This is a genomic window from Mycolicibacterium sp. XJ879 (assembly GCF_053483935.1).
In genome coordinates this window covers 388,215-402,933 of the sequence record NZ_JBEFTH010000002.1, presented here as the reverse complement: position 1 = coordinate 402,933, position 14,719 = coordinate 388,215, and the positions used below count along the sequence as shown (strand labels likewise).

Sequence of the window (14,719 nt, the reverse complement as noted above, 5' to 3'; positions counted from 1 at the left end):
CACCAGAAAGCATCCATACACATGAGTTCCTTCGCGAAGGCGTCTTCGCGCGCCCTGATCGCCGGCGCCGCCGCTGTTTCGACCGGGCTGATCGGAGCGTTGGCGACCGCAGCGACGGCCTCGGCCCACGTCCACGCCGAGGCCGACCACGCTGACCCAGGCAGCACCGCCACCGTCACGTTCCGTGTGCCCGGTGAGTCCGAAACCGGCGCTTTGACAACAGAATTGAGCGTTGAGTTGCCCGATGTGCCGTCCGCGCGAACCGAGGTGATGCCGGGCTGGACGGCTCGCCTCGACCGCGACGTCGCCGCGGGCACCGTCTCGTCGGTCACCTGGACCGCGGCGCCCGGCACCGGCATCTCCTCCGACCAGTTCGCGCTGTTCCGGATTACGGTGCGGCTGCCCGAGAGCGAATCGGTTAGCTTCCCGGCCACCCAGACCTATTCGGACGGCGAGGTCGTGCGCTGGGACCAGCCTCCGCTGCCCGACGGCGGCGAGCCCGAACTCCCCGTGCCCGTTCTGGAGTTGACCGGGTCGACCGCACCGCAGCCCGCTAGCGCCGACACCACGGCGCGCTGGTTGGCCGGCGGCGCGTTGGCGCTGGCCGCAGTGGTGGGGGCCGGAGCGCTGCTGGCGCGGAGGCGGTCATGAAACGCCTTGTCGCGACGGCGCTTCTGACGGTCGCGGTGGTGGCCGGCGCACTGGCGACGGCAGCGGGCGCGTCGGCGCACGCCACCCGCATCGCCACCGACCCCGCCGAGAACGCCCGGCTGACCGAGTCACCGGCCACCGTCGCCGCGACGTTCAGCGAGGCGATGCAACCGCAGTTCGCGGCGATGACCGTGGTGGGACCCGACGACAACCTGTGGTCGACGGGCGAACCGAAGGTCGACGGTGCCGTCGTCAGCGTCGGCGTGCGACCACTGGGCCCGACCGGCACCTACACCGTCAACTACCGGGCGACCTCGGCCGACGGGCACGTCATCTCCGGGTCCTGGGCCTTTGAGCTGACGGTGGCGGGCGCCGGCGCCCCGGGGTCGCCTGCGACGACGGCCGATGATCCGGGCGACGACGGGTTCCCGATGTGGCCGCTCTACGCCGGCGTCGTCGTGATCGTCGGCGGGGCCGTCCTGTGGGCGGTGCGGCGCCGCTCGTGACGCCTCGCAGGGCGGTGGCCGGCGCGACGCTGGTGGTGGCGGCCGCCTCGGTGCTGGCGTGGGCGCTGGCGTATCCGCAGGCGTCGCTGACCGTGACGCTGGTGCGCGCGGTGTCGGTATGCGCGGCGGTCGTCACGCTCGGGTTGGCCGCGGTGCCGATGCTCGACGCAAGCCGGCACCGCGCCGAGGTGATCTCGCGGGCCGCGACCCCGCTGGCGGTCGCGGCCGCGGTGTGGCTGCTCTCGGAGCTGACCCGGTTGGTGGCGGCGGCCGCCGAGAGCGTTGGCGTCCCGGTCCGTGCGCTGGGCGCCGGTACGGTCGCTGATTTCGCGGTCGCGACGGCGGCGGGACGGTCCGGCTTGGTGGCGCTGGTCGCGGCCGCGGTGGTGGCCGTGGCGGCGCTTGCCGCGCCTCGGGCGGTGTCGACGGCGGTGGCGCTGACCGGGGTGGCGGCCATCGGCGTGGTGGCGCGACCGTTGACGGGTCACTTCGCGCACAGTGCGTTGGGCGGGTTGGCGGTGGCGGTGCACATGCTGGCGGCGGCGCTGTGGTGCGGAGCGCTGGCCGCGCTGGTGTTGACGGTCGAGCACCGCGGACAGTGGGCCCGGATGTTGCCGGGGTTTTCGACGCTATCGCTGGGGTGTGTGCTGGCGTTGGTGGCCGCGGGCACGGTCGGCGCGGTGGTCCGGCTGGATTCCGCTGCGGATCTGTGGGCCACCGGATACGGCCGGGTGTTGTCGGCGAAAATCCTGGTGACGGTCGCCTTGGTGGTGCTGGGCTGGCGCAACCGAACGATGTGGCTGCCCGCCGCGCGCTCGCATCGGGCCACCGCGGGGGCATCGCGGTCGCGGTCGATGGTCGAATTGACGATGATGGCCGTCGCACTGGCCTTGGCCGCTGGGCTGGCCGTCACCGGTTAGCGCTTGGCCGACCTGGCATGATGGGACCGTTGCCGGTTCCCGCGCGCATGCCGACAGGCCGAGACAAAAGATACTGCAAAGGAGCAGCCCGATGGCAGACCAGCAGGGCCGACCCGACGAGCAGCCGGAAAATACGCCGCCGGCTCCCGAGTCGAAGCCGCCGGCGCCGGACGCGCAGTCCACCGAACCGCCCGCCAAGGCGGCTAAGAAGGCTTCCCCGGCCAAGGCAGCCAAGAAGGCCCCGGCGAAGAAGGCCGTCAAGAAGGCGCCGGCCAAGAAAGCATCGGCCAAAAAGGCACCGGCCAAAAAGGCACCGGAAGCGCCCGCGGCGCCGAAGCCGCCCGCGGCTGAGGACACCCTGACGTCGGCGGCGAAAGTCACTGCGGCGCAGGCGAAGGCGACGGTGGCGACGGCGAGCAACCCGGTGTCGGGGCCCGAACCGGTTCCGCCGCCCGGCCCGGAATCCTCGCGGCTGCCGGTTGCGGCCGCCGTCGCGGCCGGTGTGCTGGCCATCCTCGTGGTACTGCTGGTGCGCCGCGGCTCCGACAAGAGTTGACCCTCACGCGACGTCATAGTCGATAGTGGCGTCATGGACGCCAGAACCGTCGGCGCGGTAGCCGCCCTCACGGGTGTCTCCGTGCGCACCCTGCACCACTATGACCACATCGGTCTAGTGGTGCCCAGTGTCCGCACGCCGTCGGGCTACCGGGGCTACACCGACGCCGACGTCGAACGGTTGCACCTGGTGTTGGTCTACCGATCGGTGGGCATGTCACTCGAGCAGATCCGCACGCTGCTCGACGACGCCGACGCCGATGTGCTCGAGCACCTGCAACGCCAGCACGGTTTGTTGCTCGAGCAGGCCGACCGGCTACAGCACACCATCAAGGCAGTGGAGGAACTGATGAACGCACACCGCAGCGGTATCCAGTTGACCGCCGACGAGCAGATCGAGATCTTCGGCACGACCGCATTCAGCGAGGAGTACGCGCAGGAAGCCGAACAGCGCTGGGGCGATACCGACGCATGGAAGCAGTCCCAGCAGCGGGTCTCGACGTTCACCAAACAGGACTGGATCGACGCCAAAGAGCAGAACGACGCGCTGTTGGCGGCGTTGGCTCAGGCCAAACGCGACGGCGTGACGCCCGGTTCGGCCGAGGGCGACGCGCTCGCGGCCCGGCACCGCGCGTCGATCGAGCGGTACTACGAGTGCAGCGATGACATGCACGTCTGCCTCGGGCAGATGTACGTGGCCGACGAACGGTTCACCCGCTACTACGACGACGCCGAACCGGGCCTGGCCCAGTTCGTGCACGACATCATCGTGGCTAGCATCAAACGGTGAGCATCGAGCCCCGCCCGACTGCAGACCTGGTCGACGAGATCGGCACCGACGTGCGCAGCTGCGATCTGCAGCTGCGCCAGTTCGGCGGCCGCGCACAGTTCGCCGGTCCGATCACCACGGTGAAATGCTTTCAGGACAACGCGTTGCTGAAATCGGTGCTGTCGGAACCCGGTGACGGCGGGGTGCTGGTGATCGACGGCGACGGCTCGGTGCACGCGGCGCTGGTGGGCGACGTGATCGCCGGTCTTGGCGTGGAGAACGGCTGGGCGGGACTGATCATCAACGGTGCCGTGCGGGACGCGGCGATGCTGCGCACGCTCGACATCGGCGTCAAGGCTTTAGGCACCAACCCGCGCAAGAGCACCAAAACCGGTGCCGGACAACGGGATATCCCCGTCGGCTTCGGCGGTCTGGTGTTTGCCCCCGGTGATATCGCCTACAGCGACGACGACGGCATCGTCGTGGTCACCCCGTAAGCGAGTTAAACCGTGACCGGTGCGCGCTGTTTGGTGAACTTCAGCGCCTCGTCGTCGACCTTGCCGTGGCGGATCAGGCGCAGGTCGAGCAGATAGTTCTGCTTGAGCCGCCACGGGGCAACGGCTCCGGCCTTGGGCAGGTAGTCCAGTGCGCGCAGCACGTAACCGGGTGTGAAGTCCATCAGCGGCCGCTCGTCGACACTGTTGCCGGGATGCTGCGGCTCGACGACGTCATAACCCTTGGCGTCCATGTAATTGAGGACGCGGCAGACGAACTCGGACACCAGGTCGGCCTTCAGGGTCCACGACGAGTTGGTGTAGCCGATGGTGAACGCCAGGTTGGGCATGTGCGTCAACATCATGCCCTTGTAGGCCATCGTGTTGTTGAGCTCGACCGCCTCGCCGTTGCGTGAGATCACCGCGCCACCGAACAGCTGCAGGTTCAAACCTGTTGCGGTGACGATGATATCGGCCTCGAGCTCCTCGCCAGACGCCAGCTTTATCCCGGTCTTGGTGAACCGATCGATCGTGTCGGTCACCACGTCGGCCTTACCGTGCCGGATGACCCTGAACAGATCGCCGTTGGGCGCCAGGCACAACCGCTCGTCCCACGGGTTGTACGACGGGCTGAAGTGCTTGTCGACGTCATAGCCCTCGGGCAGGCGGCGCTCCGCCATCTTCATCAAGACCTTGCGCATGGCGTTCGGGAAGCGCCGGGCGAACTGATAGCGCCCGGACTGCACCAGAATGCATTTCCACCGGTTCACCACGTAGGCCAGCTCCTCGGGCAGCGTCTTGTTCATCCGGACGGTGAACTGGTCGACGTCGGGCAGCGACCCGATGTAGGTGGGTGATCGCTGCAGCATCGTGACATGTCCGGCGCCCGAATTAGCAAGCGCGGGAATGAGAGTCACGGCGGTGGCACCGCTGCCGATCACGATGACCTTCTTACCCTGATAGTCCAGGTCCTCGGGCCAGTGCTGCGGATGGATCAGCGTGCCTTCGAAGTCGTCGTAGCCGGCGAACTTCGGCAGGTAGCCCTCGTCGTAGTTGTAGTAGCCGCTGCAGGCGAACAGGAAGGAACACTTGATCTCGACTTCCTGGCCGTCACGTTCGACGCGAACCGTCCACTTGGCCTCTTCGTCGGACCAGTCGGCGGCCAGCACCCGGTGCCCGTAGCGGATGTGCTTGTCGATGCCGTACTCGGCGACGGTTTCCTTCAGGTAGGCCATGATCGACGGGCCGTCGGCGATGGCCTTCTCCGAAGTCCAGGGCTTGAACCGGAAACCGAGCGTGAACATGTCGGAGTCCGAGCGGATGCCCGGGTACTTGAATAGATCCCAGGTGCCGCCCAGGTTCTCGCGGCGCTCCAGCACCAGGTAACTCTTGCCGGGGCAGCGGTCCTGCAGATGCCAGGCGGCGCTGATACCGGAGATGCCGGCACCCACGATTACGACGTCGACAAATTCAGTCATGCTGTCAAGCTATCAACACACCGTCGAGTAAGTCAACGGTGTGTCGAAAACTCGACATCGTGTAAAGTCGCGCTGGTGACAACCACTAGCCAGCCCCGCGCCGCCCGAGCCCGTCGCACGAACCGGCCCTCCGGCGACGAACGCGAGCAGGCGATCCTCGACACTGCCGAGCGGTTGCTCGAGCAGCGCCGGCTGGCCGATATCTCGGTCGACGATCTCGCCAAAGGCGCCGGTATCTCCCGGCCGACGTTCTACTTCTACTTCCCGTCGAAGGATGCGGTGCTGGCGGCGCTCGTCCGGCAAGTGATCAATGAGGCAGACCGTAACGCCGATGAAGCGATGGGCGGTATGGACGCTTCCGTGGACCCCGCCGGTGTGTGGAAGGCGATCAACGCGCTGTTCGGTACGTTTGGCTCGCATCGAGCGGTGACGCTTGCCGGTGCGGCGGCGCGGCCGGCGAATGCCGAGATCGGCACGCTGTGGTCGCGGTTCATGCAGAAGTGGATCGACCACACCGCCGCGTCCATCGACGCCGAGCGCGCCCGCGGCGCAGCGCCGGACACCATCGACTCGGCCGATTTGGCCACCTCGCTCAACCTGATGAACGAACGCACGATGCTGGCGGCGTTCGCCGATGAGCAGCCGGCCGTCGCCCCCGGTCAGCTCGTCGACACCCTCGCGCACGTCTGGGTCACCAGCATCTACGGCGATACCGCGCACTGACCGCAGATTGTCCGCCCGCGATGCGAACATATGTTCGTGTCCTCGTCGGTCGCGGCCATCCTGCACGCTGACCTCGATTCGTTCTACGCCTCGGTTGAGCAGCGTGACGACCCCGCGCTGCGCGGCAGGCCGGTGGTCGTCGGCGGCGGCGTCGTGCTGGCGGCCAGCTACGAGGCGAAGGCCTACGGGGTTCGCACCGCGATGGGCGGGCGCCAGGCCCGCCAGCTGTGCCCCCACGCGATCGTCGTGCCGCCGCGGATGGCGGCGTACACCGAGGCCAGCCGGGCGGTGTTCGAGGTGTTCGCGGACACCACACCGGTCGTTGAACCGCTCAGCGTGGACGAGGCCTTCCTAGACGTCTCGGGGCTGGGGCGGGTGTCGGGAACGCCGGTGGAGATCGGCGCGCGGCTACGCGAGCAGGTCCGCGACCGGGTAGGCCTGCCCATCACGGTCGGCATCGCGCGCACCAAGTTCCTGGCGAAGGTGGCCAGCCAGGAGGCCAAGCCCGACGGACTGCTTCTCGTGCCGCCCGACCGCGAGCTCGCGTTCCTGCACCCGCTGCCGGTGCGCCGGTTGTGGGGCGTCGGTGCCAAGACGGCCGAGAAGCTGCATACCTACGGCATCGACACGGTGGCCGATGTCGCCGAACTCGGTGAGTCGACGTTGGCTTCGCTGGTCGGCGGCGCGATGGGCAGCAGGCTGTACGCGTTGGCCCACAACGTCGACCGACGCCGGGTGGTGACGGGGCAGCGCCGCCAATCGGTGGGCGCCCAACGCGCGCTCGGCCGGGCGGGTAACGCGATGTCGGAGGCCGAGGTCGACGCGGTCGTGGTCAACCTCGTCGACCGGATCACACGCCGGATGCGCAAGGCCGGCCGCACCGGCCGAACGGTGGTGTTGCGCCTGCGGTTCGACGATTTCAGCCGGGCCACCCGCTCACATACGATGCCGCGCGCGACGGCGTCGACGGACGTCATCCTGGACACCGCGCGGGCGCTGGTGACGGCGGCTGCGCCGCTGATCGCCGAACGGGGCCTGACGCTGGTCGGGTTCGCGGTGTCGGGTATCGACCGTGAAGGGGCCCAACAGCTGGAACTGCCGTTCGAGGCACAGACCGATCCGTTCGCGATCGACGCCGCCATCGACCGGGTGCGACAGCGTTATGGCAATGCCGCGGTCACCCGCGGGGTTCTGCTGGGGCGGGATGCGGGCCTGGAGATGCCGCTGCTGCCGGACTAGAAGAACTGTGCGGCCACAAATCCCGCGAGCAGGACCGCAAAGCCGCCGATCTCACCGATGATCAGCGCCACCATGCCGCCGTGCAGTGCCGAGCTGGGGTGCTCGAACTGGTTGGTGGTGTCGCGGCGGGCGCCGTGGGTGATGTAGCTCGCGATGGCCACGACGAAGAAGAACACCAGCACCATCGCCGCGGTGAGGTTCACCCAGGTGGGCCACCGGCTCAGCTCGACAAACGCAGCGATCAGCAACGTCGCGAACGAGTACAGCAGCGCCGCGCGGTGCGCGATGTCGACGTAGGGGTGCGCAAGGTGGTTCTCCGACGTTGCCATCTGCCGGTACTTCCACACGCCGAGCACGAGGGCCAGCAGGAAGATCAGGCCCGCGGCCAGCAGCGTGATCGTCGTGTCGATGCCAAGGTCAGCGCGCATGCGCGGAGTCTAAGCCGCCGCAGTATGCGGCTTAGCCGCGGCCCACGCACACAGGCGCTTAACGCGGGTCGGTTCGGAAGAGTGCGTTGATGTTTTCGGCCGGTACCCTCGAAATGCCCTCGCGCTTAGTGACATAAACTTCCGGCTGCTGAACATCCGCGAAATCGATGTCGACGAAATCGTCGCCGACCGCAAACTCGCCCAGCACGCCGAGTTCGAGGCTGATCACCGTGACCTTGTTCTCAGCGGCGGATGCGACGAGAAACACCTCGCTGTAGGGCGTGGCGGCCACACTCGTCGGGGTTGCCCAGACGTCGTAAACGGCGTAGGTCTCGTTGGTGAAGGTGTTGATGACGGCCACCCTGTTGTTGAGTCCATCGGCCACATATGCGAAGTCGCCCGCGACGGTGATGCTCGGATCCGCGACGGTGGTCTCATCCCAGGCGCCGCTGTACACAACCTCTTTGGACCCGGTCTCAACGTCGACCGCCCACACTTCGTTGTTGATACTGCCGACGTACAGGGTTTCGGTGTATTCGCTCGCCGCGATGGCGTTGCTTCGAAGACCTATGTCGAGGATCTGCTGTTCCCCGGTCGCCCTGTCGATCATCTTCACGGTGGCGTCCCGATAGTCCGCGACGTACAGGGTGTCGCCATAGCGGTCCAGCGCCATCGCCGTGGCTTCGCCGACCTCGCCGACCGGAGTCGAGGTGCCCGAGCGGAGATCGACCTTTGAGACGGCCGAGACATCGGTGGCGTCCTTCGTGGCGACATAGGCGTAATCTCCGCGAGGACTCACCGCGACGCTCGATGGCGTCGCGCCGAGTTCGACGGTGCTGAGCCACTCCCGCGTGACAGGGTCGACGATTCGCAGTTCGTCATCCGCCAGCACGTAGATTCGGTGCGTGAAGTCGGGGAAGAACGCTTCCGACAGCTGCGCTGCGTCGTCAAAGGTAATCGGGTCTGCGTCCTCGACCGTAACCGCCACGGTGGCGGTGGCGGCTGCGCCGACGCCGTTGGCGACGGTGTAGGTGAACGAGTCGACACCATCGAAGCCGGAGTTCGGCCGGTAGGTGATGACACCGTCGTTCACCATGACAGTGCCGTTTCGGGCCTCGCTCACCTGGACCACGGCCAGTTCCTGGTCGTTAACCTCGAAATCGTTGGCCAGCACATCGATCTCAACGGTATCTGAGTTCGCATCGACGACGACGGTGTCATCGATAGCCCTCGGGCCGCCGGTGACAGGGTCGACCGTGATGGTGACGGTATACGGGTGGCTGACGCGGCCGTCGGCGCCCACCAGTTGGTAGGTGAAGCTGTCGGTGCCGATGAAGTGCGGCCGGGGCGTGTACTCCAGCGTGAACTGCTGTTCGCGTTGTTCAACCAGTCGAACAACACCATTCTCGGAATTGTCGACCCTAATGGTGATGTCGGTCTCGCCGTCGGGGCGGGTGTCTATTACAGATATACGGATAAGCCCGGGGTTATTCTCGTCGGTGTCCGCCGCGATGTCGTTGGCAACAAGCGTTCGCTCACGCACATCAATGTGGACGACGGCGCTAGCGCCGACACCAGTGTCGACGCTGATCTCGTACCGGATCTGGTCGGAGCCACGGTAGTCGGCGGTCGGCGTGTAGGTGATCGTGCCATCGTCGTTCAGTTCGGCGGTGCCCATGTGGGGTTGGCCGATGATCCGCACTGAAAGATGTTCTCCTCCAGTGGGGTTGAAATCGTTTCCCAGCACGTCGATTACGACCGGTATGCCCTCCTCCGTCGACGCAAAGTCGTCGTTGGCGACCGGAGGGTTGTCGACCCACACATGCACAGTCGCGGTCGCGATCCCATCGTTGCCGTCCGAAACGGTGTACGTAAATGAGTCGCTGCCAACGAAATCCGCGCTCGGCGTATAGGTGATTACGCCACCGGAAAGGTCGACGGTGCCGTTGTTCGCGGTCCCCACGTCGGTCACCAGAAGATCGTCGCCGTCGACATCGGTGTCGTTGCCCAACACGTTGACCACAGTCGCGCCGGAGTTCGCCCTGACCGTGACGATGTCATCGGACGCCTCTGGGTCGTCGTTGACGGGATTTACCGTGATGGTCACGGTGGCGACGTCGCTGGCGCGGCCATCGGCGTCGCGCAAATAGTACGTAATCGTGTCGGTACCGAAGAAGTCCGGCCGAGGAATGTAGGTGATCGTGAACCGCTCAGGATCACGCAGGTCAATAGCACCGTCGCCGTCATATTCGATGGTGATGCCGGTGATCGTGTCGCCGGTGGGATCGGAGTCGTTGGCCAAGACGTCGATGAGAACGGGGGTGTCCTCGTCGGTGACCACATCGTCGTCGTTGGCGACAAGTGGTGCCTGATGCACCATGATCGTCACGGCGGTCAGGTCGCTTGTACTGTGGCGGTCGTTAACCCGGTAATAGAACGTGTCAGTGCCCTTAAAGCCTGGGAACGGCGTGTAGGTGATTGTGCCGTCGTCGTTGACGACAGCATTGCCGAAGGCCGGTGCATTGAACAAGAACGGCCGCAGCACGTCTTCCGGGTCAGGGTCGACGTCGTTGGCCAGCACGTCGATAACGACCGGCGTGTTCTCTTCGGTGAACGCTTCGTCGGCGTTGCCGACCGGAGGGGTGTTCGACGAAATAATTTGCACAAGCACACGGGCAGTGGACGTTTCGCCGTTGCCGTCGGCAATGGTGTAGGTGAACGAATCCGAGCCGTAGAAGTCGGCGTCCGGGGTGTAAGTGATGACACCGTCAATCATGGTGACCGTGCCCCTGTGCGCGGAGCCGACATCAGTCACCGTGAGCACGTCACCGTCAACATCGATGTCGTTTCCCAGCACATCGATCACATTGGCTGTGGAGTTTTCGTAGACCGTCAACTCGTCATGAACGGCAACCGGAGCGTCGTTGACCGGGCTTACCCTCACATACACCGTGGCCGTGGCCGTTCCACCGTTCCCGTCAGAAACGGTATAGGTGAACGAATCCGTGCCGTTGAAGTCCGCGTTCGGGGTGTAGGTGATCTTCCCGTCAGAAACCGTGACCGTGCCGCTGGACGGGGCTACGACCTCCGTCACCGAAAGGTCATCTTCATCGACGTCGGTGGCGTTGCGCAGCACGTCGACCGTCACCGGCTCGTCCTCGGAGGTGACTACTCCGATATCGACGGCCACCGGGTCATCGTTGACCGGAGTGACCCTCACATACACAGTGGCACTGACGGTTCCACCGTTACCGTCGGAAACGCCGTAGGTGAACGAATCCAACCCGTGGAAATTCTCGAACGGTGTGTAGGTGAACGACCCGTCGCCGTTGAGCGTGATGGACCCATGGACGGGCGAGTTGATCAGGTGCGCTGACAGGCTATCCCCGTCGACGTCGATGTCGTTGTCCAACACCCCCGGTGCGGGGATGGTCAGCGGCGAGTCTTCTTCGGTGGTGTAGGCGTCATCTTGCGGCGCCGGCGCATCCTGCACGGCGGCGACGGTGACGGCCACGGTGGCAGTAGAGGTGCCGCCGTTACCGTCGGAGATGGTGTAGGTGAACAAATCTGTGCCGGAGAAATCTGTGTCCGGTGTGTAGGTGATGACACCGTCCGTCAACGTAACGGTGCCGTTGAAGGCCGCGCCGACCTCGGTCACGGCCAGCTGGTCACCGTCGCTATCGGTGTCGTTGCCCAACACGTCGATGACGTTGGCCCCGGAGTCCTCGTCCACCGTCACCGCGTCATCAACCGCGACCGGCGCGTCGTTGACCGGTGTGACCGTCACACTGACGGTGACGGTGGTGGCGTGTCCGGCGTCGCCGCCGAAGATGGCCGCCCACAGCCCCTTCAGTCCGTGAAGATGTAACGGACTTTCTTCATCGGAGATGGTGTAGGTGAAGGTGTCGGTGCCGTGAAAGTCGGCGTTGGGGGTGTAGGTCAGCGTGCCGCCATCGAGGGTCACCGTCCCGTTTTGCGGCTGGGTCACCTCGGTCACGGTCACCACGTCACCGGCGACCGCATCGGGGTCGGTTCCGGTGACCACGTCAACGGTGATCGGGGTGTCCTCGGACGTAGTGACGGTGTCAACCACCGGCTGAGGGGTGCGGTTCAACAGCATGTGCTGCCACTCGCGACGCACAAACGCCAGCAGTGCCCACGCCAACGGCGGTTCGGCAGGCGCGACCGGGCGCGGCGCCAGGAACGGCGACAGCAACGCGGCCACAACCGTGCTCGCGGCTCTCACGATGGTGTCCGGAACCTCCGTCGACGTCGGCGCCGCCTCCGGCTCCTCGCTGACCACTGTCGTCGACACCTGACGCTCGTCGACGAAGTTCTCGACGGCCAGCACCACCTGGCTCGTCAACGACTCTGGCGGCGCCTGCTGCTCGGTCACGTCGTCGGCGTCGCGCTCCACCACGTCCTCGACGACGGCCGCCACGTCGTCGATACGTCCTGAGTCCTCGTCACTCTCATCCAAAACGCCGGATTGCGGCCCTGAATCGCGTTGGCTAACAGCCGGTTCCGTTGTGCCCGAAGTACTTTCCTCGCCGTCGCCTTCGTCCTCGTCATCGGCGTCCGATTCCAGTTCGTCGCCGAGGTCGGACTCGTCGCCCTCTTCCTCGTCGGTAAGCACGGTGGTGTCGGTGGACTGCCCGGCGTCATTGACCGAGGTATCGACCGAACCCGAACTACCGAACCTCGTCCGGGGTTCATCACCGTCGGGGGCGTCAGCTTCGGGCGCATCATCGTCGCCGCCATCCCCGCCCGTCTCGGCGTCGTCGGCGCTGCCGCTGTCCGGCGAAGGCGCCGCGGAGTCCCCGTCGCCGCCCTGCCCCGCCGATGTCCCGGCGCTTTGCGAATCACCGGTTGAACCAGCGTCGGCCCACGCCAACCCCGACCCTCCGGTCGCGATGGCGACGCCCACACCCAGCGCCACTGCCAATGCGCCAACTCGACCGACATAGGTTGCGTAGGCGGTGGAATTCACCGCTTTCGCACACCCGGAAAACAGCGGCTTGCGGTTGCTGGAGCCAAACTCATACCTTGCTGCGGCCGCCATCGAGTTATCCCTTCTGTCCGATCGCGAATTCAGCGAAGCGGTTGGCCATCGGCGGAATGCATTCAGGGCGTGACCATAACAACTTGTGTGAACTGCGGTAACAGTTTCGAAAAATTGTTTACGCAAATTCATCACGAACTCATTTCGCGCTGAACCACCGCGAGAGTTCCGGCTATTACATGCAAAGATTGGCCCGCGTCCGGCCACAATTTAATTAGCTAGCGGCGCAGGTTGCATATCCCCCGAGCGACCCGATAGCGATCCGACTTACGCTAGCGTCGATTTATGCATTAGTAAAGGCCACCAACTGCTCGGCCGGCCACGTATTGACGATCCGCTCCACGGGCACGCCCGCGTCAAGCGCGCGCTGAGCTCCGTACCCGAGAAACTCGAGTTGTCCGGGCGCGTGCGCGTCGGTGTCGATGGAGAACAGGCAGCCGATGTCCAGTGCCAGCTTCAACAGCCGGGTGGGCGGATCGCGCCGCTCGGGTCGGGAGTTGATCTCGACGGCGGTGTCGTTGTCGCTGCAGGCGGTGAACACCTTCTCGGCGTCGAACTTGGACTCGGGGCGGATACCGCGCCCGCCGCTGACCAGGCGGCCGGTGCAGTGCCCGAGCACATCGGTGTGCGGATTGGCCACGGCTTTGAGCATCCGACGCGTCATCGCGGCTTCGTCCATCGACAGCTTGGAGTGCACGCTGGCCACCACCACATCGAGGCGTTCCAGCAGTTCCTCTTCCTGATCCAGCGACCCGTCCTCGAGGATGTCGACCTCGATACCGGTGAGAATTCGCATCGGCGCTACCGTCTCGCGCAGTTCGTCGATGACGTCGAGTTGCTGGCGCAGCCGCTCAGCCGACAGCCCATTGGCGATCTTCAGCCGCGGTGAGTGATCGGTCAGCGCACAGTACTCGTGACCCAAATCCCTTGCCGCCAGCATCATCTCCTCGATCGGCGCCGATCCGTCCGACCAGTTCGAATGCAGGTGCAGGTCACCGCGCAACGCCGCGCGGACGTCGCCCCCACCTAGATCTGCTGCGTTGGAGCGCAGTTCGACGAGCGCGTCGGGTTCCCGCCCGGCCCATGCCTGCGCGATGACCTTCGCGGTCTTGGGTCCGATTCCGGGCAGCGACTGCCAGGAGTTGGCCGCGCCGTGCCGTTCCCGCTGCATCTCGGACAATCCCTCCACGATGTCGGCGGCGTTGCGGTAGGCCATCACCCGGCGTGGGTCCGCACGCGCGCGGTCCTTGTAGTAGGCGATCTGGCGCAGGGCGATAACCGGGTCCATACCTCCAGTGTGCCCGGTCAGGTCGCGCGCCATGCCGGGTCACGCCCGGTCAACGCGATGATGCGGTCCAGAACCGGCGCGTCGTCGGCGACGGGAACCGCCGGCCCGAACAATCCCTCGACCGGTCCTTCCGCGGCGCTGTTGGTGACGTGCGGCAACACGGCGGCCGCGGTGGCGGCGTCGACGTCATAGGGCTGTCCGGTCGCGCGTGCCACATCCCATCCGTGGACGACGATCTCGGTGAGCGCGATCAACCCGCCTACTTCGCCGGGGAAGTCGACGCCTCCCGCCCGCGTCATGCCGTCCCAGGCCGACGGGTCAGCGTAGGCAGCGGCCAGTTCGGTGAGCCGGGCCGGATACGACGTGCGCCAGTCATCGTCGAGAGGGTGCGCACCCACCTCGGGAGGTGTGTCGGTCAGCGGCCCGAAGTCCTTGCGCGCCGCGGCGGTGAACGCCAACGCCAGCCCACCGATGTGGCCCAGCAGTTGGTCCATGCGCATGTCCGCACAGGGCGTGGCCGCGCTCAGTTGGTCGTCGGTCACGGACGCCAACACATCGGTGGTGCGTCGGCAGGCCGGCGTCAAGTCAATCATGTCGATATCGACC

Annotated in this window: 13 protein-coding genes; 8 read left to right on the top strand and 5 right to left on the bottom strand. The window is 66.0% G+C overall.

What is annotated here, in order from left to right:
- Window positions 1-21 precede the first annotated feature (21 nt).
- The 6 genes from ABQF13_RS05665 (at window position 22) to rraA (ending at window position 3,898) form a co-directional block, all read left to right on the top strand.
- Complete coding sequence (locus ABQF13_RS05665; protein ID WP_448391739.1) at window positions 22-651, top strand: YcnI family copper-binding membrane protein; 630 nt, start codon at window positions 22-24, stop codon at window positions 649-651.
- The gene (locus tag ABQF13_RS05660; RefSeq protein WP_448391738.1) at window positions 648-1,157 is read left to right on the top strand and encodes a copper resistance CopC family protein; all 510 of its coding nucleotides are present in this window, start codon (window positions 648-650) and stop codon (window positions 1,155-1,157) included. The genes ABQF13_RS05665 and ABQF13_RS05660 overlap by 4 nt, the downstream gene beginning before the upstream one ends.
- Entirely contained in the window at window positions 1,133-2,077 is a 945-nt protein-coding gene (locus ABQF13_RS05655; RefSeq protein WP_448391737.1) for a CopD family protein, read from the top strand. The genes ABQF13_RS05660 and ABQF13_RS05655 overlap by 25 nt, the downstream gene beginning before the upstream one ends.
- A gap of 91 nt (window positions 2,078-2,168) precedes the next feature.
- The gene (locus tag ABQF13_RS05650; RefSeq protein ID WP_448391736.1) at window positions 2,169-2,633 is read left to right on the top strand and encodes a hypothetical protein; all 465 of its coding nucleotides are present in this window, start codon (window positions 2,169-2,171) and stop codon (window positions 2,631-2,633) included.
- A gap of 33 nt (window positions 2,634-2,666) precedes the next feature.
- A complete protein-coding gene (locus ABQF13_RS05645; protein WP_448391735.1) occupies window positions 2,667-3,422 on the top strand; it encodes a MerR family transcriptional regulator in 756 nt (251 codons plus the stop codon).
- Window positions 3,419-3,898 carry a ribonuclease E activity regulator RraA gene (gene rraA, locus ABQF13_RS05640; RefSeq protein WP_448391734.1) on the top strand — a complete coding sequence of 160 codons (480 nt, stop codon included), beginning with the start codon at window positions 3,419-3,421 and terminating at the stop codon, window positions 3,896-3,898. Before ABQF13_RS05645 ends, rraA begins: the two co-directional genes overlap by 4 nt.
- Before the next feature lie 5 nt (window positions 3,899-3,903).
- On the opposite strand, the gene ABQF13_RS05635 is transcribed toward rraA, so the two are convergent.
- A complete protein-coding gene (locus tag ABQF13_RS05635; RefSeq protein ID WP_448391733.1) occupies window positions 3,904-5,373 on the bottom strand; it encodes a flavin-containing monooxygenase in 1,470 nt (489 codons plus the stop codon).
- Window positions 5,374-5,448: 75 nt separating this feature from the next.
- Here ABQF13_RS05635 and ABQF13_RS05630 point away from each other — a divergent pair, with 75 nt between their 5' ends.
- Together ABQF13_RS05630 and dinB are read left to right on the top strand one after the other, a co-directional pair.
- A complete protein-coding gene (locus tag ABQF13_RS05630) occupies window positions 5,449-6,096 on the top strand; it encodes a TetR/AcrR family transcriptional regulator (protein ID WP_448391732.1) in 648 nt (215 codons plus the stop codon).
- A 30-nt stretch (window positions 6,097-6,126) separates the two neighbouring features.
- Entirely contained in the window at window positions 6,127-7,335 is a 1,209-nt protein-coding gene (gene dinB, locus ABQF13_RS05625; RefSeq protein WP_448391731.1) for a DNA polymerase IV, read from the top strand.
- Here dinB and ABQF13_RS05620 read toward each other — a convergent pair.
- The 4 genes from ABQF13_RS05620 to ABQF13_RS05605 all read right to left on the bottom strand — a co-directional run bounded on the left by ABQF13_RS05620 (window position 7,332) and on the right by ABQF13_RS05605 (window position 14,706).
- Complete coding sequence (locus tag ABQF13_RS05620) at window positions 7,332-7,763, bottom strand: hypothetical protein (RefSeq protein ID WP_448391730.1); 432 nt, start codon at window positions 7,761-7,763, stop codon at window positions 7,332-7,334. The genes dinB and ABQF13_RS05620 overlap by 4 nt on opposite strands.
- A gap of 58 nt (window positions 7,764-7,821) precedes the next feature.
- Window positions 7,822-12,702: an Ig-like domain-containing protein gene (locus ABQF13_RS05615; protein ID WP_448392027.1), complete on the bottom strand. Its 4,881-nt coding sequence runs from the start codon at window positions 12,700-12,702 to the stop codon at window positions 7,822-7,824.
- A gap of 406 nt (window positions 12,703-13,108) precedes the next feature.
- Window positions 13,109-14,113, bottom strand: coding sequence for a PHP domain-containing protein (locus tag ABQF13_RS05610; RefSeq protein WP_448391729.1), 1,005 nt, complete (start codon window positions 14,111-14,113; stop codon window positions 13,109-13,111).
- A 17-nt stretch (window positions 14,114-14,130) separates the two neighbouring features.
- Entirely contained in the window at window positions 14,131-14,706 is a 576-nt protein-coding gene (locus ABQF13_RS05605; RefSeq protein ID WP_448391728.1) for a TIGR03086 family metal-binding protein, read from the bottom strand.
- Between the last annotated feature and the right edge of the window lie 13 nt (window positions 14,707-14,719).

Bases quoted from the DNA above. Each gene is read 5' to 3' on its own strand.
- ABQF13_RS05665 (WP_448391739.1), top strand. From the start codon at position 22: ATGAGTTCCTTCGCGAAGGCGTCTTCGCGCGCCCTGATCGCCGGCGCC.
- ABQF13_RS05660 (WP_448391738.1), top strand. From the start codon at position 648: ATGAAACGCCTTGTCGCGACGGCGCTTCTGACGGTCGCGGTGGTGGCC.
- ABQF13_RS05650 (WP_448391736.1), top strand. From the start codon at position 2,169: ATGGCAGACCAGCAGGGCCGACCCGACGAGCAGCCGGAAAATACGCCG.
- ABQF13_RS05645 (WP_448391735.1), top strand. From the start codon at position 2,667: ATGGACGCCAGAACCGTCGGCGCGGTAGCCGCCCTCACGGGTGTCTCC.
- ABQF13_RS05635 (WP_448391733.1), bottom strand. From the start codon at position 5,373: ATGACTGAATTTGTCGACGTCGTAATCGTGGGTGCCGGCATCTCCGGT.
- dinB (WP_448391731.1), top strand. From the start codon at position 6,127: ATGTTCGTGTCCTCGTCGGTCGCGGCCATCCTGCACGCTGACCTCGAT.
- ABQF13_RS05620 (WP_448391730.1), bottom strand. From the start codon at position 7,763: ATGCGCGCTGACCTTGGCATCGACACGACGATCACGCTGCTGGCCGCG.
- ABQF13_RS05610 (WP_448391729.1), bottom strand. From the start codon at position 14,113: ATGGACCCGGTTATCGCCCTGCGCCAGATCGCCTACTACAAGGACCGC.
- ABQF13_RS05605 (WP_448391728.1), bottom strand. From the start codon at position 14,706: ATGATTGACTTGACGCCGGCCTGCCGACGCACCACCGATGTGTTGGCG.